At 68.5% G+C, this 19,669-nt stretch carries 20 protein-coding genes; 12 read left to right on the forward strand and 8 right to left on the reverse strand.

Translation table 11 applies throughout. The features are described from left to right. Positions 1 to 80 precede the first annotated feature (80 nt). The gene (locus GWI72_RS18255) at positions 81 to 2,711 is read left to right on the forward strand and encodes a TIGR02302 family protein (protein ID WP_209000174.1); all 2,631 of its coding nucleotides are present in this window, start codon (positions 81 to 83) and stop codon (positions 2,709 to 2,711) included. Between the two features lie 149 nt (positions 2,712 to 2,860). On the opposite strand, the gene GWI72_RS18260 is transcribed toward GWI72_RS18255, so the two are convergent. The 3 genes from GWI72_RS18260 to GWI72_RS20230 are packed head-to-tail and all read right to left on the reverse strand — an operon-like array spanning position 2,861 to position 5,063. Further along, positions 2,861 to 3,256, reverse strand: coding sequence for a response regulator (locus GWI72_RS18260; RefSeq protein ID WP_161677536.1), 396 nt, complete (start codon positions 3,254 to 3,256; stop codon positions 2,861 to 2,863). 2 nt (positions 3,257 to 3,258) lie between these two features. Continuing rightward, complete coding sequence (hpt, locus tag GWI72_RS18265; protein WP_161677535.1) at positions 3,259 to 3,819, reverse strand: hypoxanthine phosphoribosyltransferase; 561 nt, start codon at positions 3,817 to 3,819, stop codon at positions 3,259 to 3,261. Next, the gene (locus tag GWI72_RS20230; RefSeq protein WP_244314407.1) at positions 3,816 to 5,063 is read right to left on the reverse strand and encodes a zinc-ribbon domain-containing protein; all 1,248 of its coding nucleotides are present in this window, start codon (positions 5,061 to 5,063) and stop codon (positions 3,816 to 3,818) included. The genes hpt and GWI72_RS20230 overlap by 4 nt, the downstream gene beginning before the upstream one ends. Positions 5,064 to 5,246: 183 nt before the next feature. Here GWI72_RS20230 and ftsE point away from each other — a divergent pair, with 183 nt between their 5' ends. From ftsE to GWI72_RS18295, 4 genes are all read left to right on the forward strand, one after another. Then, positions 5,247 to 5,906: a cell division ATP-binding protein FtsE gene (gene ftsE / locus GWI72_RS18280; RefSeq protein WP_161677534.1), complete on the forward strand. Its 660-nt coding sequence runs from the start codon at positions 5,247 to 5,249 to the stop codon at positions 5,904 to 5,906. A gap of 25 nt (positions 5,907 to 5,931) precedes the next feature. Beyond that, positions 5,932 to 7,143, forward strand: coding sequence for a cell division protein FtsX (locus GWI72_RS18285; RefSeq protein ID WP_244314408.1), 1,212 nt, complete (start codon positions 5,932 to 5,934; stop codon positions 7,141 to 7,143). A gap of 133 nt (positions 7,144 to 7,276) precedes the next feature. Further along, a complete protein-coding gene (locus GWI72_RS18290) occupies positions 7,277 to 7,909 on the forward strand; it encodes a YdcF family protein (protein ID WP_209000175.1) in 633 nt (210 codons plus the stop codon). A 124-nt stretch (positions 7,910 to 8,033) separates the two neighbouring features. Next, positions 8,034 to 8,804 (forward strand): lysophospholipid acyltransferase family protein, encoded by a 771-nt coding sequence (locus GWI72_RS18295; protein WP_161677532.1) that lies wholly within the window; start codon positions 8,034 to 8,036, stop codon positions 8,802 to 8,804. 8 nt (positions 8,805 to 8,812) lie between these two features. Here the strand turns inward: GWI72_RS18295 and GWI72_RS18300 are convergent, their stop codons facing one another. Beyond that, positions 8,813 to 9,331, reverse strand: coding sequence for a gamma-glutamylcyclotransferase (locus GWI72_RS18300; RefSeq protein WP_161677766.1), 519 nt, complete (start codon positions 9,329 to 9,331; stop codon positions 8,813 to 8,815). A gap of 242 nt (positions 9,332 to 9,573) precedes the next feature. Here GWI72_RS18300 and GWI72_RS18305 point away from each other — a divergent pair, with 242 nt between their 5' ends. Then, complete coding sequence (locus GWI72_RS18305; RefSeq protein WP_161709570.1) at positions 9,574 to 10,611, forward strand: DUF2125 domain-containing protein; 1,038 nt, start codon at positions 9,574 to 9,576, stop codon at positions 10,609 to 10,611. 147 nt (positions 10,612 to 10,758) lie between these two features. On the opposite strand, the gene GWI72_RS18310 is transcribed toward GWI72_RS18305, so the two are convergent. Continuing rightward, positions 10,759 to 11,262, reverse strand: a complete 504-nt coding sequence (locus GWI72_RS18310; protein WP_161677530.1) for a Crp/Fnr family transcriptional regulator — start codon at positions 11,260 to 11,262, stop codon at positions 10,759 to 10,761. Positions 11,263 to 11,288: 26 nt separating this feature from the next. Continuing rightward, a complete protein-coding gene (locus GWI72_RS18315; protein ID WP_161677529.1) occupies positions 11,289 to 11,972 on the reverse strand; it encodes a response regulator transcription factor in 684 nt (227 codons plus the stop codon). A 154-nt stretch (positions 11,973 to 12,126) separates the two neighbouring features. On the opposite strand from GWI72_RS18315, the gene GWI72_RS18320 reads away from it, so the two are divergent. From GWI72_RS18320 to ftsY, 5 genes are all read left to right on the forward strand, one after another. Then, positions 12,127 to 12,678 (forward strand): L,D-transpeptidase family protein, encoded by a 552-nt coding sequence (locus GWI72_RS18320; RefSeq protein ID WP_161709571.1) that lies wholly within the window; start codon positions 12,127 to 12,129, stop codon positions 12,676 to 12,678. Positions 12,679 to 12,774: 96 nt separating this feature from the next. Next, complete coding sequence (ypfJ, locus tag GWI72_RS18325) at positions 12,775 to 13,659, forward strand: KPN_02809 family neutral zinc metallopeptidase (protein ID WP_161677527.1); 885 nt, start codon at positions 12,775 to 12,777, stop codon at positions 13,657 to 13,659. 135 nt (positions 13,660 to 13,794) lie between these two features. Continuing rightward, positions 13,795 to 14,706 (forward strand): diaminopimelate epimerase, encoded by a 912-nt coding sequence (gene dapF, locus GWI72_RS20235; RefSeq protein ID WP_161709572.1) that lies wholly within the window; start codon positions 13,795 to 13,797, stop codon positions 14,704 to 14,706. Next, a complete protein-coding gene (gene mtaB / locus GWI72_RS20240; RefSeq protein WP_161677525.1) occupies positions 14,703 to 15,971 on the forward strand; it encodes a tRNA (N(6)-L-threonylcarbamoyladenosine(37)-C(2))-methylthiotransferase MtaB in 1,269 nt (422 codons plus the stop codon). The genes dapF and mtaB overlap by 4 nt, the downstream gene beginning before the upstream one ends. Before the next feature lie 47 nt (positions 15,972 to 16,018). Next, the gene (ftsY, locus tag GWI72_RS18340) at positions 16,019 to 17,212 is read left to right on the forward strand and encodes a signal recognition particle-docking protein FtsY (RefSeq protein WP_161709573.1); all 1,194 of its coding nucleotides are present in this window, start codon (positions 16,019 to 16,021) and stop codon (positions 17,210 to 17,212) included. A gap of 117 nt (positions 17,213 to 17,329) precedes the next feature. Here ftsY and GWI72_RS18345 read toward each other — a convergent pair whose 3' ends face one another. Together GWI72_RS18345 and GWI72_RS18350 are read right to left on the reverse strand one after the other, a co-directional pair. Next, the gene (locus GWI72_RS18345; RefSeq protein ID WP_161677523.1) at positions 17,330 to 17,716 is read right to left on the reverse strand and encodes a hypothetical protein; all 387 of its coding nucleotides are present in this window, start codon (positions 17,714 to 17,716) and stop codon (positions 17,330 to 17,332) included. A 307-nt stretch (positions 17,717 to 18,023) separates the two neighbouring features. Next, a complete protein-coding gene (locus GWI72_RS18350) occupies positions 18,024 to 18,527 on the reverse strand; it encodes a GNAT family N-acetyltransferase (RefSeq protein ID WP_208995964.1) in 504 nt (167 codons plus the stop codon). A gap of 214 nt (positions 18,528 to 18,741) precedes the next feature. Here GWI72_RS18350 and yddG point away from each other — a divergent pair, with 214 nt between their 5' ends. Next, positions 18,742 to 19,641: an aromatic amino acid exporter YddG gene (gene yddG / locus GWI72_RS18355; RefSeq protein WP_244314409.1), complete on the forward strand. Its 900-nt coding sequence runs from the start codon at positions 18,742 to 18,744 to the stop codon at positions 19,639 to 19,641. Positions 19,642 to 19,669: the final 28 nt, after the last annotated feature.

The raw sequence follows: 19,669 nt of genomic DNA on the forward strand, positions 1-19,669 counted from the left end.
TGGTTTCGACAGCTTGCCGGAACCGGCCTCTTGCCCCACCCTGAAGCATGTTGGGCTGGCTTAGAGCGGAGGCATGGAGCTTGGCAGACCCGATCAGGGCGGCAGGAACAGCCGCTGATCTCTCATCCGGATCGCGTGCGCCCGACAAGACCGAGGCGGAACGGCGGCTGAAGTCCGTCGTCGGCCGCAGCCGTCTGGCTCTGGTCTGGGAACGGCTGTGGCCAGAGCTGTATCAGGCCCTCACCCTCGTGGCGCTGTTCGTCGGTGTCTCCTGGCTCGGCTTCTGGCTGCTTTTGCCCGGCTGGGCGCGGCTGGTCGGCGTGGCAGCCTTTGCCCTGGCGCTCCTCTACAGCCTGCGCGGCCTGCGCCACGTGCGCCTGCCGAGTGACTCCGAGGCCCTGCACCGGGTCGAGCTGGCCAGCGGCCACAGCCATCGTCCGCTGACGGCGCTCATCGACGATCTTCCGGCCCGTCCCACCGATCCGGTCACGCTGGCGCTGTGGCAGGTGCACAAGGACCGCATGGCGGCCGCGTTGCGCAGCCTGCGCGCCGGCTTCGCCCATCCGCAGGCGTTCCGCCGCGACCCTTACGCGCTGCGGGTCGTGGCCTTTCTCAGCCTCATCGTCGGGGCTGCCGTCGCCTCCGGCGACCGCATGGACCGGTTGACCTCGGCCTTCCGGGCGCCGCTGGAGACGACCGAGATCGCCACGCGGCTCGATGCCTGGGTGACGCCGCCCGTCTACACTGGCCGCCCGCCCGTCTATCTGACCGGCGAGACTGCGGCGCTGCGTGATCCGGGCGCGCCGATCCGCGTTCCGGCCGGCAGCGAACTCATCATCCGCGCCCAGGGCCTGTCCGGCTTTGCCGTCACCGCACCGGCGGCAACGCCGGCCGAGCCCGAGACCGCGGCTGCCGCCACGGGCGCCGCCGGCACCGGCACCGGCGCGACCGCACCCGCGTCTGCGGGCGGTGTGGCCGAGACCCGTCTCGTCCTCACGGCCACCGGGCCGGTCGATCTCTCCGACAGCAGCGGCAAGGTCGCCAGCTGGATGTTCGAGGTCGAGCCGGACACCCCGCCGACGATCCGTCTGCTGGACGATCCGGAGACGCAGCTGAGCGGGGCGCTCAAGCTCTCCTATCTGGCTTCCGACGACTATCGTGTCCTGTCTGCCGAGGCGGCCATTTCCCCGGCCCCGCGCAGCGACCAGCCGTCCGGGCCGCAGCCGCGTCCGCTGGTGGAGGCGCCGCAGTTTCCCCTGTCCTTGCCGCCGCGCGCCGCCGCCACCCAGAATGCGGAGACCATCCGCGATCTGACGTCGCATCCCTGGGCCGGATCGGATGTCGATCTCGTGCTGACCGCCCGCGACGAGGCCGGCCAGACCGGCCAGTCCGAGCCGCATCGCTTCACCCTGCCGCAGCGCGGATTCTCCAACCCGCTGGCCCGTGCCGTCGTCGAGCAGCGGCGCGAACTGGCGCTGGACGCACATGCGCAGGTCCGGGTCATCGGTGCCTTCGACGCGCTGATGCTGGCGCCGGACGTGTTCGAGGTGCGGCCGAAGGCGTATCTCGGCCTGACCTTCGCCTATCGCAATCTCGTCGCGGCCCGCAGCGATGACGAGCTGCGCGCCTTGCTGCCGCTGTTGTGGGATCTGGCGCTGACCATCGAGGACGGCGATCTCTCGCTGGCCGAACGGGCCTTGCGCGAGGCGCAGGAGAACCTGCGCAAGGCGCTCGAGGAAGGGGCGTCCGACGAGGAAATCGCCCGTCTCACCGAGGAGCTGCGCAAGGCGCTGCAGGACTACATGCAGGCGCTGGCCGAGCAGTTGCGGCAGAACCCGCAGGCCATGCAGCCGTTCAACCCGAACCAGCAGACCATGCGGCCGCAGGATCTCGAGGAAATGCTCAAGCGCATCGAGGAGCTGGCCCGGACCGGATCGCGTGATGCCGCGCGCGAGCTTCTCGCCCAGATGCAGCGCATGCTGGAAAATCTCCAGACCGGCCGGCCGCAGATGGCACCGGACGGGCTCAACAACGAGATGATGGAGATGCTCAACCAGCTCGGGCAGATGATCCAGCGCCAGCAGGAGCTGATGGATCAGACCAACCGCATGAACCGCGACCAGCGGCAGCAGCAGCAAGGCCAGCAAGGCCAGCCGGGTGAGCCCGGCCAGCCGGGGCAGCCGGGGCAGCCGGGCGAAGGCGGCCAGCAGCAGCCGATGACGGCCGAGCAGCTGCGCGAGCTGCTGCGGCAGCTGGAGCAGGGGCAGGGCGATCTGGCCCAGCAGCTGCAGCAGCTGATGGAACAGATGGGTCGCAACGGCATGGGCGAGAACGAAGGCCTCGGCGAGGCCGGCGATGCCATGGGTCAGGCGCAGCAGTCGCTTGGTCAGGGCGCCGGCGAGCAGGCGGCCGGCCAGCAGGGCAACGCGCTCGATGCCCTGCGGCGCGGCGCGCAGCAGCTCGGCGAGCAGATGATGGGCGAGGGCGAGGGACCCGGCATGGCGCAGCAGCGCTCGCCGCTTAACGAGGATCCCCTTGGCCGGCCCCGCCGCACCGAGGGTCCGGATCTCGGCAGCCAGGTCAAGGTGCCGGACGAGATCGACGTCCAGCGGGCCCGCCGCATCCTCGAGGAGCTGCGTCGCCGCTTCTCCGATCCGAGCCGTCCGCGGCTGGAGCTCGACTATCTGGAACGGCTGCTGCGGAACTACTGAGCCGCCCGGCCGGTGCGCCGGGATCTGCAGCGGCATTCCAACGAAAAAGGCGCGGAGATCCGCGCCTTTTTTCATGTCCGGAAAGAGGACGAGGGGGGGGGAGAGGACGAGGCGGGACAGGGGCGCGGCGCCCTCGTGTCCGCCTGACGTCAGGCCGAGAGGCGTTTCGGCTCGCGCACCGTGCCGGTGAGCGCGTCGCGCACGGCCTGGCGGATATCGGCGAGGGAGAAGGGCTTCGTCACCACGTCGTGGACCAGGGCGTCGAGGCCGTTGGCGCGTTCGCGCTGGTCGGCGAAGCCGGTCATCAGCAGGATCGGCAGGTTCGGCCAGTCGCGCGCGGTGGCAAGCGCCAGGGCAATCCCGTCCATCACCGGCATCTTGATGTCGGAGAGCAGCAGGTCGAAGCGTCCCTGTTCGCGCGTCAGCACTTCGAGGGCCTCGCCGCCGTCCTCGGCCGCCTGCACCTCGTGCCCGTCCAGCTCCAGGGCGCGCTTCACGAACGTGCGGACGGCGTCGTCATCTTCGGTGAGAAGAATGCGGGCCATGGTCACCCTCCTGTTCCCTTGTCCTGCCGCGGCGCTTCGTCCACGACCACGTAACCGATATAGGGCAGCTGCCGCCAGGCATGGCCCATGTCCATCCCGAATCCGACCACGAACCTGTCCGGACAGACGAAGCCCACGTAGTCGGCCTCGATCGCGGCCTTTCTGTGGTCCGGCTTGTCCAGCAGCGCTGCAATCTTTACCGATTTTGCGCCGCGCGCCAGCAGCCGGTCGCGCGCAAACGACAGGGTCCGCCCCGATTCCAGGATGTCATCCACAAGGATGATGTCGCGTCCGGACACGTCGCTTTCCACGTCCCTGAGCACCTTCACCTCGGTGCTGGTGGTGCCGGCGCCGTAGCTGGACAGGTGCATGAATTCCATCTCGAGCTGCTGGCCGACGCGGTGCAGCGCCCGCACCAGGTCGGCGGCGAAGATGAAGCTGCCTTTCAGCACGGCCACGACGAGCAGACGGTGGGGCGCGTCCGCCGCAATCTCCTCGGCCAGCGTGTGCACGCGGCCAGCGATCTCGGCTTCGTCGAAGAGGGTGTGGATCTGGGGCGTCATTGCGTCTGTAGTCCGGCCTGTTGTCGGGCCCGGTCGATAAACCGGACCTGGATGTCGGCGGCCGTTTCCGGGGGATCCGCCAGTCGTGTGCGAAACCGGGTGCTGGACAGCGGTTCGAGCCCGACGGCCCGGGGCACCAGTGTCCAGGCGTAAATCTCCTGCTGGTCCTCGCCCCGCAGCGCCAGGCGCACGGCGGGCACAGCCACGGGGTCCTCGGTGACGTTCTGGATCGTTCCTTCGACCACCAGAACCGCCGATCCCCCCTCGATTTCCCGGAAGGTTCTCAAATCACGGAACTCAAGTCCGCGCAAGTTCACCTCGTAGCCGATCACCTCGAACAGGCTGGCCAGATCAGGTGCCTGACGCACGACCAGAGACCGGTTGAAGAAGAGCCAGGCACCAAGACCGACAGACAGACACAGGATCATTACGCCACCGGCGCGGCGCATCGTCTGAAGATTGAAGTACCGCCGCAGCTTCGACCAGTCGCGCGGCTTGCGCATCTTTTTCGGGTTAACCTTGATCTTCTTCCGCTTGGCCAGCGACTCGATGTCGATGGTGCGCGGCTTGCGCTCGCCGTCCTCGCCGTCGCCGCCTTCCGCTTCGTCGCCTTCGCTGCGGTCGCGGTCTGCTCCGAAGCCTGCGCCGCCCCCCCGGGCGCCCCCGCTATCCCCAGCCTCGCCCCCGTCGTTGCCCCCGTCGTTGCCCTCGTCGGCGTTGCTCCAGGTGCCGTCGGCGTCTGCCTCGCTGCCGCCCGCGCGTCTCAGTTCGGCTTCCCGGGCCCGCGCGGCGCGTGCCCGCTCATCCGATTCCCGCTCCTGATCGGACCAGGCATCGGTATCCTTTTCCTCAACCTCGGCGGTCGCCCAGTCCTCGTCCTTCAGCTTTTCGCTCTTGGGCGGGGCCAGGCCCCAATCATCGGCCCCATCATCAGCCCCGTCATCAGCCCCTTTGTCGGCGCCGGACTTTTCACCGGTCCTTGCCGCGGTCTCGGCCGCGTCGCCGTCGCCGGCTGCCCTGGTGCGTGCGGCGGCTGGTGCTGCCTTGCCGCTGCGCTCCGCCGCCTTGGCGGGGGCGTCGGCCTTGAAGCCGGCGGCCGGCTTGGGCTCGACCAGCGTCTCCTTGCGCGGGCTGATGAACCAGCGATTGCCGCAGCGGGCGCATTTCACGCTCCGGCCTTCGGCGCCGACCAGCTCCGCCTTGATCTCGTAGGACGTGTCGCAGTCCGGACAGGTGATCTTCATGGGACGATGCTCTCGCTCCACGGTCATTGGGCCGCGTCAGGCGTCTAGGATATCAGTCCGGCATTCTTTTGCGGGGAACAAAGAGCGCGCGCATTTCCCCATGCTGGTTATGAGGACAGTCATATGTTTAATGAAGCGTTAACGGGGCGGGGGTAGGGTGGCCACCGTCCACGGAGGTTTTGCGTGATCCGCTTCGAGAACGTCGGACTGCGTTACGGCATGGGGCCGGAGATCCTGCGCGATGTCAGTTTCAGCATCGAGCGGCAGTCGTTCCAGTTCCTCACCGGGCCGTCCGGTGCCGGCAAGACCAGTCTCATCCGCCTGCTGTTCATGTCGCTGCGCCCGACGCGCGGGCTCATCCGCGTGTTCGACCGGGACATGGCGACGATCAACAAGAAGGAACTCCCCGAGCTGCGCCGCCGCATCGGCGTGGTGTTCCAGGATTTCCGCCTGCTCGATCACCTGACCACCTACGAGAATGTCGCCTTGCCCCTGCGCGTCCTCGGCAAGGACGAGGGCGACTACCGGTCCGACGTCATCGAGCTGCTCAAATGGGTCGGTCTCGGCGAGCGCATGCATGTGCTGCCTCCGGTGCTGTCGGGCGGAGAGAAGCAGCGGGCGGCGATTGCGCGCGCGCTCATCACCCGTCCGGATCTGCTGCTGGCGGACGAGCCGACCGGCAACGTCGATCCGCCGCTGGCCCGGCGGCTGCTCAGGCTCTTCATCGAGCTGAACCGGCTCGGTACCTCGGTGGTGATCGCCACCCACGACATCACGCTGCTCGAGCAGGTCGAGGCGCGCCGCATGGTGCTGGCCGACGGCCGTCTCAGCGTGTTCGACTAAGCCGCGCCGAGGGAAGGCTGAACCGATGGCCCCGAAGACCCCGCCCCGCCCGCCGCACGACGGCCCCGAAGCCCCGAAGGCATCGCCGCGCGCGCCGGCCGTCGAGCTGCCGCCGGTCGATGCCCCGGATGCACGGTCGGCCGGCAAGACGCGCCCGTCGTCTGCCCCCGCCGGCAAGCGTCCGGCCTCAGGTCCGACCGCCGCCGCGCGGATGGCCGGCGTCGCCAAGGCCGGTGTCGCAAGGGCCGCCGGCGGTCTCGCCTCGCGCCTCTCGGTGCCGCGCCCGCGTCTGCCGGGTCGCCGCCGCAACAAGGCCAGCGGCGCTGGCGACGAGCGCATCCGCAGCAGCGCGCCGATCGTGCCGCCGCAGTCGGTCGCCGGACGCGCGCTGACCCTTGTCGTTGCGATCATGAGCTTTCTTGCCTGCCTCACGGTCGGGTCGGTGTCCGTGGTCTGGGATGCCGCCCAGGACTGGAGCAACGATCTGGTGCGGGAGGTGACGATCCAGATCCGCCCCGCCGATGGCGTCGACATGCTGCAGCAGATCGAGCGCGCCGTGACCATCACCGAGCGCTACGAGGGCATCGGCACCGTCCGGGCCCTTTCGGACGAGGAAACCCGGGCCCTGCTGCAGCCCTGGCTGGGGTCGGGGCTCGATCTCGAGACGCTGCCGGTGCCGCGTCTGGTGCAGGTCACCGTGTCGGATCCCTCGGCGCTGAAGCTTGCCGATCTCAAGCAGGAGATCGAGCGCGAGGTGCGCGGCGCCAGTCTCGACGATCATTCGGTCTGGACCTCGCGTCTGGCGGCCATGGCCGGGGCCGTGGTGGCGGTCGGCTTCGGCATCCTGGCGCTGGTGCTGTTCTCGATGGTTCTCAGCGTGGTCTTTGCCACCCGGGCCGCGGTGGCCGGCAACCGCGACGTCGTGTCGGTGCTGCATTTCGTCGGTGCGGAGGACGGGTTCATCGCGCGGGAGTTCCAGCGGCATTTCCTCGTGCTCGGCCTGCGTGGGGGCATTGCCGGCGGTGTCATCGCGGTTGGCTGTTTCCTCGTGCTCGAAGTCTTCACGCGGGAGACCGCAGGTCACGCCGGCGCCGACCAGATGTCGGCGTTGTTCGGTCCGGTCGCGGTCAGCACGCCGGGGTATTTCGGAGTTGTCGGCGTGGTGTTTCTTGTCGCTGTCCTTACGGCCCTGACGTCCGGACTTGCCGTCAAGTCGCAGCTGGCCCGGATCGAGTGACGACCTGCCACGCCCAAAAAACATCCGAATCGGCTACTATCCTGTCGGCATGACGTTTCTGACTTCCCATCAACGGCCCGGGGCCGAACCGGAGCCCTGCCTGGAGGCGCAGCCTGGCGGGGTCGGGGAGGAAGTGTCCGTCGCACCGGTGCGCCGGCGCCGGCGCCTGCGCAAGCGCTGGTGGATCCCGGGGTGCCTGCTGGCGCTGTCGCTGGTGTGGCTGGTGGTGTCGTTCCTGTCCTTTGCCGAGCGGGTGTCGCAGATGCGGCCGCCGGCGGATCCGCGCGCGGATGCCATCGTCGTTCTCACGGGCGGTCAGGCGCGCATCGAAAGCGCGGTTGCCCTGCTCAGCGAGCAGCGGGCCCGGCGGCTCCTGATCTCCGGTGTCAATCCGGGCACGACCGACAAGCAGATCATCGCCCGCACCACCACGCCGCAGGATCTCTTTGCCTGCTGCGTCGATCTTGACCGCAAGGCCCTCAACACCATCGGCAACGCCAGCGAGGCGGCGCTCTGGGCCAAGGAGCACGGCTTCACGTCTCTGGTTCTGGTCACCAGCGCCTATCACCTGCCGCGGGCCAGCATGGAGCTGAATGCGGCCATGCCCGATCTGCGTCTCGTTGCCTATCCGGTGGTGGCCGAGGAGCTGCAGCTGGATGACTGGTATCTGCGGCCGCGGACAATCCGCCTTCTCTTGCGGGAGTTTGTGAAGTATACCGTCGCCCGGGTCCGGGTCAGCACCATCGGTCTGCCGGACGGGGAGTAACCCCCGGATCCGCTGCTGCTGCCGGTGTCGGGCGCAAGGGCCGGTGCCCCGCCCGCCGGTGTGACGGGCAGGTGCTGCTCGTCCGGTTCACCTTTCTTGCCCACACATTCGGCTGTCGCGTTCCATGCTTTTCCTGCGCTCGCTGCTCTTCCAGACCGCCTTCTACCTGGGCACGCTGATCATGATGATCGTGTTCGCGCCCTTCGTCTTCCTGACGCCGCGCCGCGTGGCCTGGATCGTCGTGCCGTTCTGGGCGCGGGCCAACCTCCTGTTCCTGCGCTGGTTTGCCGGCGTGACGCTGGAGGTGCGCGGGGCGCAGCACATTCCGCAAGGTGGCTTCATCGTCGCCTCGAAGCACCAGTCGGTGTGGGAGACCTTCGCTCTCATCCCGCATTTCCGTGACCCCACCTACATCCTGAAGCGCGAGCTGCGCTGGATCCCGATCTTCGGCTGGTACACGGCCAAGATGAAGCAGATCCCGATCAACCGGGGCAAGCGGGCCGCCGCGCTGGCGGCCATGATGGATGCGGCGAAGGAAGCCATCGGCGAGGGCCGCCAGATCCTGATCTTCCCCGAAGGCACGCGCCGGCCGGCGGGGGGCGAGCCGAAGTACAAGTTCGGCATCTCGCATCTCTACCGCGAGCTGGAGTGCCCGGTGCTGCCGGTCGCGCTCAATGCCGGTGTCTACTGGCCGCGCCAGAGCTTCTTCATCTATCCGGGCAAGGTCATCCTGGAGTTCCTGCCGCCGATCGCGCCGGGTCTGGACCAGCAGGCGTTTTTCGACCGTCTGACTGGCGACATCGAAACCGCGTCCGACCGGCTGCTCGAGGAGGCCCGGGCCGAGGCCCGTCCCTCGCCGGTGCTGCGCGACATCCCCGTCCGGGCAGCGTCCTGAGCGGGGCCTCAGCCCTTCAGCTGCCCCGCCAGCCAGCTTACCCGCTGGTCGTGGATGCCGAGTTCGTCCAGATGCGCGGCGGTGTTCAGCACATACTCCGGGTTTGCGCCCGACTGGCCGACCGCGCCGCGCACCAGATCCAGTTGCCGGTCCAGCGGCAGCAGTCCGGCATATTGCGGGTGGGAGCGGTCGACCACGTAGGTCACGGCCGTCGCCGTCGTGCCATCGGCAAAGGCGATGCGCCGGTGGGCCTCCAGATAGACCATCGTCACCTGCTCGCGCTCGCGCAGATAGGCGATCGTGCTCTCGGCCTGTGCTGCCGGGACGCGAAAGGCCATGCCCCGGCAGGCGCCGCCCCGGTCCAGCCCGAACACCAGCCCGGGTCGTTCCTGCGTGCCGCGATGGACCCAGGAATAGACGCAAAGCGCGCGATGGGCGCCGCGCAGGAGCGCCTGACGCTTCTCGGCATAATCGAAACCCGGCTTCCACATCAGGGAGCCGTAGCCAAACACCCACAAATCGCCCATATCGGTGACGAAGCTCTGCTGCACGCGGATACCGGGCAATAGCAACGGGGCCGCCAACTTGCAATGCCCGCCGGCTCAGGACCGGCCGCGCCCCGGCGGCGACGGCGACGGCAACGGGTCCGGGGCAGTGCAGTCGTGGGGCCATGATCCCGGCGTGATGCCCGGGATCGGCGCACCGGGCCCGGGTGGGCGTCACCGGGCGAGCCCGGCCCGGCGTGCGGCAGACCAGGAAGAGGAAGTCGATGACGAGCGATCAGTCCAGTGCCGGTGCCCCGGCCTCCAAGCGTCCCCCCCGGAAGTATGTCCTTCTTGCCACCGCCGTGGCCGTCGTCATCGGTGGCTGGTCGGCGGCCTGGTTCGGCGGCCGCAGCTACCTCGATGGCGAGATCACCCGGATGATGGACGTCGCCATGGCCAACGGGGTCGAGGTGGCCTGCCTGGAGCGCAAGATCGGCGGCTTTCCCTTCCGCTTCGAGGTGTCGTGCAAGGACTTCGCCTTCCGGGATCCGCTCGGCGGCTTCTTTTCGGTGTCCGACCTCAGGGCCGTTGCGCTCGTCTACAATCCGATGCACCTGATCGTCGAGGCGGACAGCCCGATGGCGGCCTTCCGCCCGGACAGTCCGATCCAGGAGGCCAGCTGGACCTCCTTCCGGGCGAGCCTGCGCTACTCCACTGCCGGCGTGACGCGGCTTGACGCCGTGCTGCAGGAGCCCCGCTTCTTCTCCTCCGAAAACCCGACGCAGGGCGAGGTGGTCATGAAGAAGGCCGAGCTGCACCTGCGCGCCGATCCGGAGCGGCCGGCCAATCTCGATCTCGCCCTGTCCTTTGCCGGCCTGAAGACCGGTGATCCCGACCATCCGGGCACTGACGGGGCCTTCGTCGGCGAGGTGGCGGGCGCCGCGCCGCTGCTGGGCGGCACCGTTCCGCTCGATCTCTTTGCCAGCACGCAGGGCGTTCCGGCCGTCACCATCGACAGCCTGAGCCTCACCTCGGGCACGTCCGGGCTGTCCACGTCCGGGCTCCTCAAGCTGCCCAGCGACGGGTTCCTCACCGGCGAGCTGCCGCTGACGGCAATCGAGCCGGGCCAGATCCGGCAGGTGCTCGCGCCGCTGTTCCCGGTCGGCAGTCCGTTCCCGGAAGCCCTGCAGGGCGCGCTGGTCAGCTTTGGCAAGCCGGGCGAGAAGGATGGCCGGCCGGCCATCGACGCCACGCTCTCCCTCGCCGGCGGCACGGCACGCATCGGCATCCTGCCGATCGCGCAGATGCAGTCGGTCTACTAGGGCAGGGGCCCTGGGGCAGGGGGGCCTAGGGCAGGAGACTGGCACGGGCGGGAGCGGTCCTTCGGCCTGCACCTGCGTGCGGGGCGCCGGCAGCGGTCGGCGCTCCGGTCGCGTCAGGGGCTTGCGGCAGGCCGGGACGTCTCGGGTCTACTCGTCCTTGCTGCCGCGCAGGGCGGCGGCATTGGCGATGTCGCTCAGTTCGGCAAGCTTGTCGCCGATCGGCGCGAGGGCGGAGACCGTTGCCTGGTAGCGGGCGGCATGCACCTCGAACAGGCGACGGGCCAGCTCGGGGAACTCCTGGATCATGCGCTTGAACAGGGCGCGGCGGATGCGGATGACGCGCACCGGGCCGATGCAGACCGCCCGGGCCGGGCGGCGCGTGTCGACGAGCAGGGCAGTCTCGCCGAGCAGCACGCCTGCGCCGACACTGTCGACCTCCTTGAACCCGTGCGGACCGCGCACCTGCAGGCTGACATTGCCCTTGGCGATGACGATGCCGCTGTCGGCCCGTTCGCCCTCATCGAAGATGAAGGAGCCGGAGATCAGGTCCATTCCCTCGGCGCTGAAGGCAAGCAGCCGCAGCTGGTCGTCGGAGAAATCCGACAACATGGGGATCTGGCGCAGAATCGCGATGTCCTGGACGAGGCTCATGCCTCAAGTGTTAAGCTCCAAACCCCTCACGGCACAAGCTTGTATCCACCGGCTTCTGTCACAAGCAGCTCGGCATTGGACGGGTCGCGCTCGATTTTTTGCCGCAGGCGGTAAATGTGCGTCTCCAGCGTGTGGGTCGTGACACCGGAGTTGTAGCCCCAGACCTCGTGCAGCAGCACGTCCCGCGTCACCGGCTTCTCGCCCGCGCGGTACAGGTACTTCAGGATCGAGGTCTCCTTTTCCGTCAGCCGCACCTTGGCGCCGCGCTCGTCGAGCATCAGCTTGGCGGCGGGACGGAACGAATAGCGGCCGATGGCGAAGACCGCATCCTCGCTCTGCTCGTGCTGGCGCAGATGCGCCCGGACACGGGCCAGCAGCACCGCGAACTTGAACGGCTTGGTCACGTAGTCGTTCGCCCCGGCCTCCAGTCCCAGGATCGTGTCGCTGTCGGTGTCGTGGCCCGTCAGCATGATCACCGGTGACTTGAACCCGGCCTTGCGCAACAGCTTCACGGCCTCGCGCCCGTCGAGGTCAGGCAGGCCGACGTCCATCAGCAGCAGGTCGACATGCTCGGACTTGGCCTTGGCAATCCCGGCCGTGGCGCTGTCGGCCTGCAGGGTCGCGAACTCGTCATAGAGCGAGAGCTGTTCCACCAGGGCTTCGCGCAGGTCCTTGTCGTCATCGACGATCAGCAGCGTGCGGGCAGTCATGTCCTTGTCCTCGCCAGATCTTTTCCGCTCCGGTCATATAGGCCGGGTTGCGGCACATTGCAGGCTTACGCAATGCTGCGCGAGAGAAAATGATCACGATTCGACCGCACGCCTGTCAATTCTGCATCACGCGGCGGTTATCCGGGGGTGAGGCATGACAGTGGCGCGACGTGGTCCCTGGCGTGGCGGAGTGTCCCGGCTGGTGGTGCGGGCAAGACCTGGCACCCGCAGCCGCGGCCTCCTGAGCTTCGGGTCCTTCCTCCTGCCGTGTGCGCTCGGGCGCGGTGGCATCACCCGGCGCAAGCGCGAGGGCGACGGCGCCACGCCGGCGGGGCGCTTCGAGGTGCTGGACGTCTATTTCCGCGCCGATCGCGGCCGGCGGCCGGTGACCGCGCTGCCCGTCTCCGCGCTGCGTCCGGCTGACGGCTGGTGCGACGACCCGGCCCATCCGCGCTACAACCGGCCGGTCACGCTGCCCTTTGCCGCCAGCCACGAGGAGATGTGGCGGCAGGACCGGCTCTACGACATCGTCGTCGTGCTCGACTGCAACCTGCGTCCGGCGGTGCGCGGACGCGGCAGCGCCATCTTCTTCCACATCGCGCGCGAGGACTGGCGTCCGACGCTCGGCTGTGTCGCCATCCGCCCTGACCACATGCGGCGCCTGCTGGCGCGACTGAGGCCCGGTGCGGTGATGGAGATCCTGTAGAAACCGGGTAGACTGGCCGCTGGGTCCGGCGCCGGACCCGCACACAGGACGCGGGGAGGGCGGTCGGTCCGCCCGGATGTTCGAGGGGGCCGGGGCATGCGCTGGAAGGGTCGTGAGGAAAGCAGCAACGTCGATGACCGTCGCGGCGGTGGCGGGTCGCGGGTGCCCCGTGCGGGTGTGCGGGCAGGCGGCAGCCTCGGCATCGGCGGTGTGGTCGCCATCCTGCTCCTGTCCTGGGTGACCGGCATCAGCCCGCTGGAGCTGCTCGGCGCGCTGGAGGAGGGCGGCTCGCCTCCGGCCGGCCAGCACCAGACCACCGCCGAACGTCCCGCCGGGGAGGACGAGCTGGCCCGCTTCGTCTCCGTGGTCCTTGCCGATACCGAAAACACCTGGACGCAGCTGATGCAGGCGGAGGGCCGCGACTATCCCGAGCCCAGGCTCGTGCTCTTCACCGACTACGTCCCGTCCGCCTGTGGTCAGGCAAGTTCCGCCACCGGGCCGTTCTATTGTGGCGCTGACCAGCAGATCTACATCGACCTGTCATTCTATCGCCAGCTGTCCCGCGAGCTTGGCGCACCGGGCGATTTTGCCCAGGCCTATGTGCTGGCGCATGAGGTGGGTCACCACGTGCAGAACGTGCTCGGCATCCTGCCCGAATACCAGCGCGTCCGCCGGTCCCTCAGCGAGGCGGACGCCAATGCCCTGTCCGTGCGCGTGGAACTGCAGGCCGACTGTCTGGCCGGCGTCTGGGCCCATCACGCCGCCCGGCAGCAGGGCTTTGTCGAGGACGGCGATGTCGAAGAGGCGTTGAATGCCGCCTCCCGCATCGGCGACGACACGCTGCAGCGCGAGGCCCAGGGCTATGTGGTGCCGGAAAGCTTCAACCATGGCACCTCGGCACAGCGCGCGCGCTGGTTCCGCGAGGGCTTCCGCTCCGGCGACATGGGCAGCTGCGACACCTTCAACGCCCGCCGGCTGTGATGCCGACGGGCACCGGCGCGGGCTGAAACCATGTGTCAGGGTGACTGCTGGTATTTTGGCAGCATTTCCGCCATATAGTCCGGATGCGGGCAGCCGGCTGCCCCCGATTTTTCCTCAGCCCTCCGCGGATCCGACATGCGCAGATCGTTTTTGAAGATGAATGGCCTCGGCAATGACTTCGTCGTGTGGGACGCCCGCACGGAGAAACTTGCCCTGACGCCGGACGTCATCGCTGCGCTCGGCAACCGCGAGACCGGCATCGGCTTCGACCAGATGATCACGGTCGAGCGCTCGCCGTCCGGTGCGGACGTCTTCATGCGCATCCACAACTGCGATGGCAGCGAGGTGTCGGCCTGCGGCAACGCCACCCGCTGCATCGGCCGTCTGCTGATCGAGGAGACGGAGAAGGACGCCGTGTCCATCGAGACCCGCGCCGGCCTGCTGATCGCCCGCAAGGCCGAAGCGCCGCTCAGCGTCACCGTCGACATGGGCAAGCCGCGCTTTGCCTGGAACGAGATCCCGCTGGCGGAAGAGTTTGCCGATACCCGCGCGATCGAGCTGCAGATCGGCCCCATCGACGCGCCGATCCTGCACACGCCGGCTGCCGTCAGCATGGGCAATCCGCATGCGATCTTCTGGGTCAAGGATGTCGATGCCTATGATCTCGGCAAGATCGGGCCGCTGCTCGAACACCATCCGATCTTCCCGGAGGCCGCGAACATCTCGCTCGCCCATGTCTTTGCCCCGAACCAGATCCGCGTGCGGGTCTGGGAGCGTGGGGCCGGCCTGACGCGCGCCTGCGGCACCGCCGCCTGCGCCGTGGCCGTGGCTGCCGCGCGCGATGGCCGCGCCGGGCGCAGCTCGGTTATCCATCTGCCCGGTGGTCCCATCGCGATCACCTGGCGCGAGAGCGACGACCACGTCCTGATGACCGGCGCCACCGAAGTCGAGTTCGAGGGCGAGGTCGATTTTGACAGCCTCACCTTCGTCAGGACCGGGCCGGGTGACGCGGACCTGCAGGCAGCCTCGCTGGAGGTTGCCCAGTGAGCATCGACGTTGTGACCTTCGGTTGCCGGCTCAATTCCTACGAGTCGGAAGTGATGAAGCGCGAGGCGGAGGCCGCCGGCCTCACCGACGCGATCCTGATCAACACCTGTGCCGTCACGTCGGAAGCCGTGCGCCAGGCGCGTCAGGCCGTGCGCAAGGCCCGCCGCGACAATCCGAATGCCAGGATCATCGTCACGGGCTGCGCCGCCCAGACCGAGACCTCGAAATTCTCCGAAATGCCGGAGGTCGATCTCGTCCTCGGCAACTCGGAAAAGCTGGAGCGCGCCTCCTATGGCCGCATTGCCCAGTTCGGGCTTGAGGAGAGCGAGAAGGTCCGCGTCAACGACATCATGAGCGTGCGCGAGACCGCCAGCCATCTCATCGACGGGCTGGAGGGCCGCGCCCGCGCCTTCGTCCAGGTGCAGAACGGCTGCGACCACCGCTGCACCTTCTGCATCATCCCCTTCGGCCGCGGCAATTCCCGCTCGGTGCCGATGGGCGTTGTTGTCGATCAGGTCCGCCGGCTGGTGGAGAATGGCTACAACGAGATCGTCATCACCGGCGTCGACATCACCTCCTATGGCGCGGACCTGCCGGGCACGCCGAAGCTCGGCACGCTGGTCGCCAAGATCCTCAAGCTGGTGCCGGAGCTGAAGCGCCTGCGCCTGTCCTCCATCGATTCCATCGAGGCCGATCCTGAGCTGATGCGGGTCATTGCCGAGGACGAGCGCCTGATGCCGCATTTCCATCTGTCGCTGCAGGCCGGCGACGACATGATCCTGAAGCGCATGAAGCGGCGGCACCTGCGCGCCGACAGCATCCGCTTCTGCGAAGAGGTCCGCGCCATGCGCCCGGATGTGGTCTTCGGCGCCGACATCATCGCCGGCTTCCCGACCGAGACGGAAGAGATGTTCGCCAACACGCTGGCGATCGTCGATGACTGCGGCCTGACGCATCTGCACGTCTTCCCCTTCTCCCCGCGCCCGGGCACGCCGGCCGCGCGCATGCCGCAGCTCGGCAAGGCCGTGATCAAGGAGCGCGCCGCGCGCCTGCGCGCGAAGGGCGAAGCCGTTCTGGCGGCGCATCTGGGCTCCGAGGTCGGCCGCTTGCGGCCGATCCTGATGGAGCGCGAAGGCCTTGGCCGGACTGAACAATTCACCCAGGTCGAGGTGGAAGGCGGCGAAGCCGGCCAGATCCTCCAGACCCGGATCACCGGACACACCGGCCGCCATCTTCTCGGCGCGCTCGTCTCCCGGGCTGCCTGAGACCTGACGGCCCCGGGACCCGACACCCTTACGCAGGACGTGACACGATGAGCGAGAAGAAGCGCGGGTTTTTCGGCCGCCTGTTCGGTGGCAAGGACGCGGATGAGGCGCAGCCCGAGCGCATCGCCGACGCCGTGCCCGCCGGGCTGGAGACCCTCCCGGAGCCGCAGCCCGACGCTGCCGTCCCGGCCGGGGAGACCACGGCCGAGCCGGTCACGGCCGAACCGGAGGTCCCCGCCGCTGCGCCCGCCCGGGAGCCGGTCGCGGCCCCCGTTGCAGCGCGCGCTCCGGCCCCGGTCCCCGAGACACCTCAGCCGGCGGAAAAGCTCACCTGGTTCCAGCGCCTGCGCCGGGGTCTGGCCCGGTCGTCGTCGGCGCTGACCGAGGGCATTTCCTCGATCTTCACCAAGCGCAAGCTCGACCAGTCGATGCTGGACGAGCTGGAAGACATCCTGCTGCAGGCAGATCTCGGGCTCGACACCGCCAGCTCGATCACCGAGCGGCTGGGGTCCGGGCGCTTTGACAAGGAAATCTCGCCGGAGGAAGTCCGCGCCGTTCTGGCCGAAGAGGTCGAGAAGGTTCTGGCGCCGGTGGCAAGGCCTCTGGATCTCAACCGGGGCATCCGGCCGCATGTGGTGCTGATGGTCGGCGTCAACGGCACCGGCAAGACCACCACCATCGGCAAGCTCGCCTCGCGCCTCGCCGCCGATGGCAAGACGGTGATGCTGGCCGCCGGCGACACCTTCCGCGCCGCCGCTGTCGAACAGCTCAAGATCTGGGGCAGCCGCACGGGCGCGGATGTCGTTGCCCGCGATGCCGGAGCGGATGCGGCCGGGCTTGCCTTTGATGCCATGCAGGCGGCCAGGGACAAGAACGTCGACGTGCTGCTGATCGACACCGCTGGCCGGCTGCAGAACAAGGCCGAGCTGATGGCGGAGCTGGAAAAGGTCATCCGCGTCATCCGCAAGGTCGATCCGACCGCGCCGCATGACGTGCTCCTGACCCTCGATGCCACGACCGGCCAGAATGCCATGAACCAGGTGGAGATCTTCGGCAAGGTCGCCGGCGTCACCGGTCTGGTCATGACCAAGCTCGACGGCACCGCGCGCGGCGGCATCCTCGTCGCCATCGCCGCCAAGCATGGACTGCCGGTGCATTTCATCGGCGTCGGCGAAGGCATCGACGATCTTGAACCGTTCTCGGCGCGTGACTTTGCCGAGGCGATTGCCGGCCTCGCCTGACCGGCGCGTCTCTCTCGACCGGCCGGCCACGGCCGATGGCCGGGCCCGCACCGGCCCGGTCTGGCCCAGTCTGGCCCGGTCTGGCCCGGTCTGGCGTGGTCTGTCCCCGCCGCTCTCTCAGGTCGCCAGATTGACCGCGTGGGTCTCGATCCGGCCGCCATGGTCCTCATAGGCGTGGCGCACCACCTCCGCCGGCCGGCGGTCTGCCGTCACGCGCGCCGTCACCAGTGCGCCGCGGGTGATGGCCTGGCCGAGGGCTGCTTCCGCCGTCGCCTTGTAGGCGGCAACGCCGTCCAGCTCGTGCGTTTCGGGGTGGTGGGTGTCGAGAACGACCGCCGGTTCGTCCGCCTCGACCTTGAAGCCGGGGGCGGGCTGCCCGTGGCCGTGGCCGGGGCCGCCCTGTCCGCCGCCCGGATGTTCGCGGTCGCGGCGATTCTGTTCGCTGTACTCGTTTGCCGGGGCAATGCCCTGCGACGACAACACTCGATCGAGACCTGTTGCCATGGTGGCCTCCTGGCCAATGCCGGCCGGGCCTTCTGGTCCGGCACGCGGATGCCCGGACCATTCGATCCGGGATGGATCGAATCGTGACAAGGAATCATTAACAATTCTTTACGCTAGGTAAAGATGCTGAGCGAGGATGGCACAGCCAGACACCAGGTGGCCGCGAAGGCCACCCCGGACTGCTGACAGGCGCGACCTCGCCGAAGTCATCCCGGCCAGGCGTAACGCCGGGCCGGGACCGGAGAGTCTAGGCCTTGATGTTTCAATCCGGTACCCCCCGGAGAGACCCTGGCTCTCCGGCCCCGGATCAGCCCGCGACGCGGTCGATCCGGATGATGTAGCTCTTGTGGTCGTCCGGTTCCGCGATCCGGTCATAGAGCGCGAGGGCAGGGGTGTTCTTGCCCGGCACGATCCAGCGCAGCTGCAGCCAGCCGCGGCTCTGGCCTTCGGTCACCAGCGTCTCGATCATCTTGCGGGCGATGCCCTTCTGGCGCGACTGCGGGCGGACGTAGATGTGGTCCATCTGGCCGGCGCGCAGGCCGGTGATCAGTTCCGGCAGGTCGAAGAACACGGCAAAGCCGACCAGCTCGCCATCCTCGAAGGCGCCGATCACTTCGGCGCTGCGGTCGCCCAGGATCTTTTCCGCATAGAACTGGTCGGGACGGCGCGGCGCGCCGCGCTTGAGGGCCTGCGCATTTTCAGCGATCAGCGGGGCGAGGTGAAGGGCATCGTCAGGGCCGAGCGCCTTGATGTCGAGCTTGCTCAATTGGATCTCCGCGAAGCAGTCAGACCGGTACACGGGACGCACCATGTCCCGAAAAGCGCGCATCGACAAGCACCTCCTTGCGCGGCAAAGCGACCGGTTGCGGCTGCGCCTTGACCCGTATCGGGATCATGCCCGGCCGTCCGCAACGGGCTTGCCGGGCTCCGGCCATTCCGGCAGAAAGAAAGCCGCACCTTTCCCGCCTTCCCGGTCGGCCGCGCCCACCGCCGGCCGGCGACCTGTCTCTCCGGATCACCCGCCCATGACTGGCCAGATGTCCGCCGCTCCCCGCACCCGAACCCGCGCCACGCTTGTCGGCATGACCGCGATCCTGATGTGGGCAACCCTCGGGGTCTTCGGGGCCGGGTCGGGTGCGGTGCCGCCGTTCCTGCTCAATGCGCTCTGCTTTGGTCTGTCCGGGGGGCTGGCGCTGGCCTTTCTGGCCCTCCGGGGCGAGCTGTCCGTGCTGGCGCAGCCGCTGCGCGTCTGGGCCTTCGGCACCTTCGGCCTGTTCGGCTTCCACTTCTTCTATTTCACCGCTATCCGCAACGCGCCGCCGGTCGATGCCAATCTGATCAACTACACCTGGCCGCTGCTGATCGTGGTGTTCTCCGCGCTGCTGCCCGGCGAACGGCTGAAGCTGCACCACGTCATCGGTGCGGTCCTCGGCCTTGCCGGCGCGGCGCTGCTTGTCACGCGCGGAGGATCGGTGTCCTTCGATCCCGCCTATGCACTTGGCTATGGCGCCGCTGTCGCCTCGGCCCTGTTCTGGTCAATCTATTCCGTGATCTCGCGGCGTCTGGGCGCGGTGCCGACCGGTGCGGTCGCCGGTTTCTGCCTGATGACCGCAGGGCTGTCGCTCGCCTGCCATCTGGCGCTGGAGGAGACCGTCTGGCCGTCCGGCGCGATCCAGTGGGGCAGCGTCATCGCCCTCGGCCTCTTTCCCGTCGGCCTTGCCTTCTTCACCTGGGATGTCGGGGTGAAGCAGGGCGACATCCAGGTGCTGGGGGCAGCTGCCTATTCGGCGCCGCTCCTGTCCACCCTGCTGCTGATCGCCTTCGGCTTCGGGGCCTTCACGGTCACTGTCGCGCTGGCCTGCCTGCTGATCACCATCGGCGCGGTGGTTGCGGCGAAGGACATGATCCTGCGCAAGCCCGCCTGATCCTAAAGACGAGTGGAAAAACGGGGCG

The sequence above is a fragment of the Pannonibacter sp. XCT-53 genome, assembly GCF_009915765.1.
Taxonomy (GTDB): domain Bacteria; phylum Pseudomonadota; class Alphaproteobacteria; order Rhizobiales; family Stappiaceae; genus Pannonibacter; species Pannonibacter tanglangensis.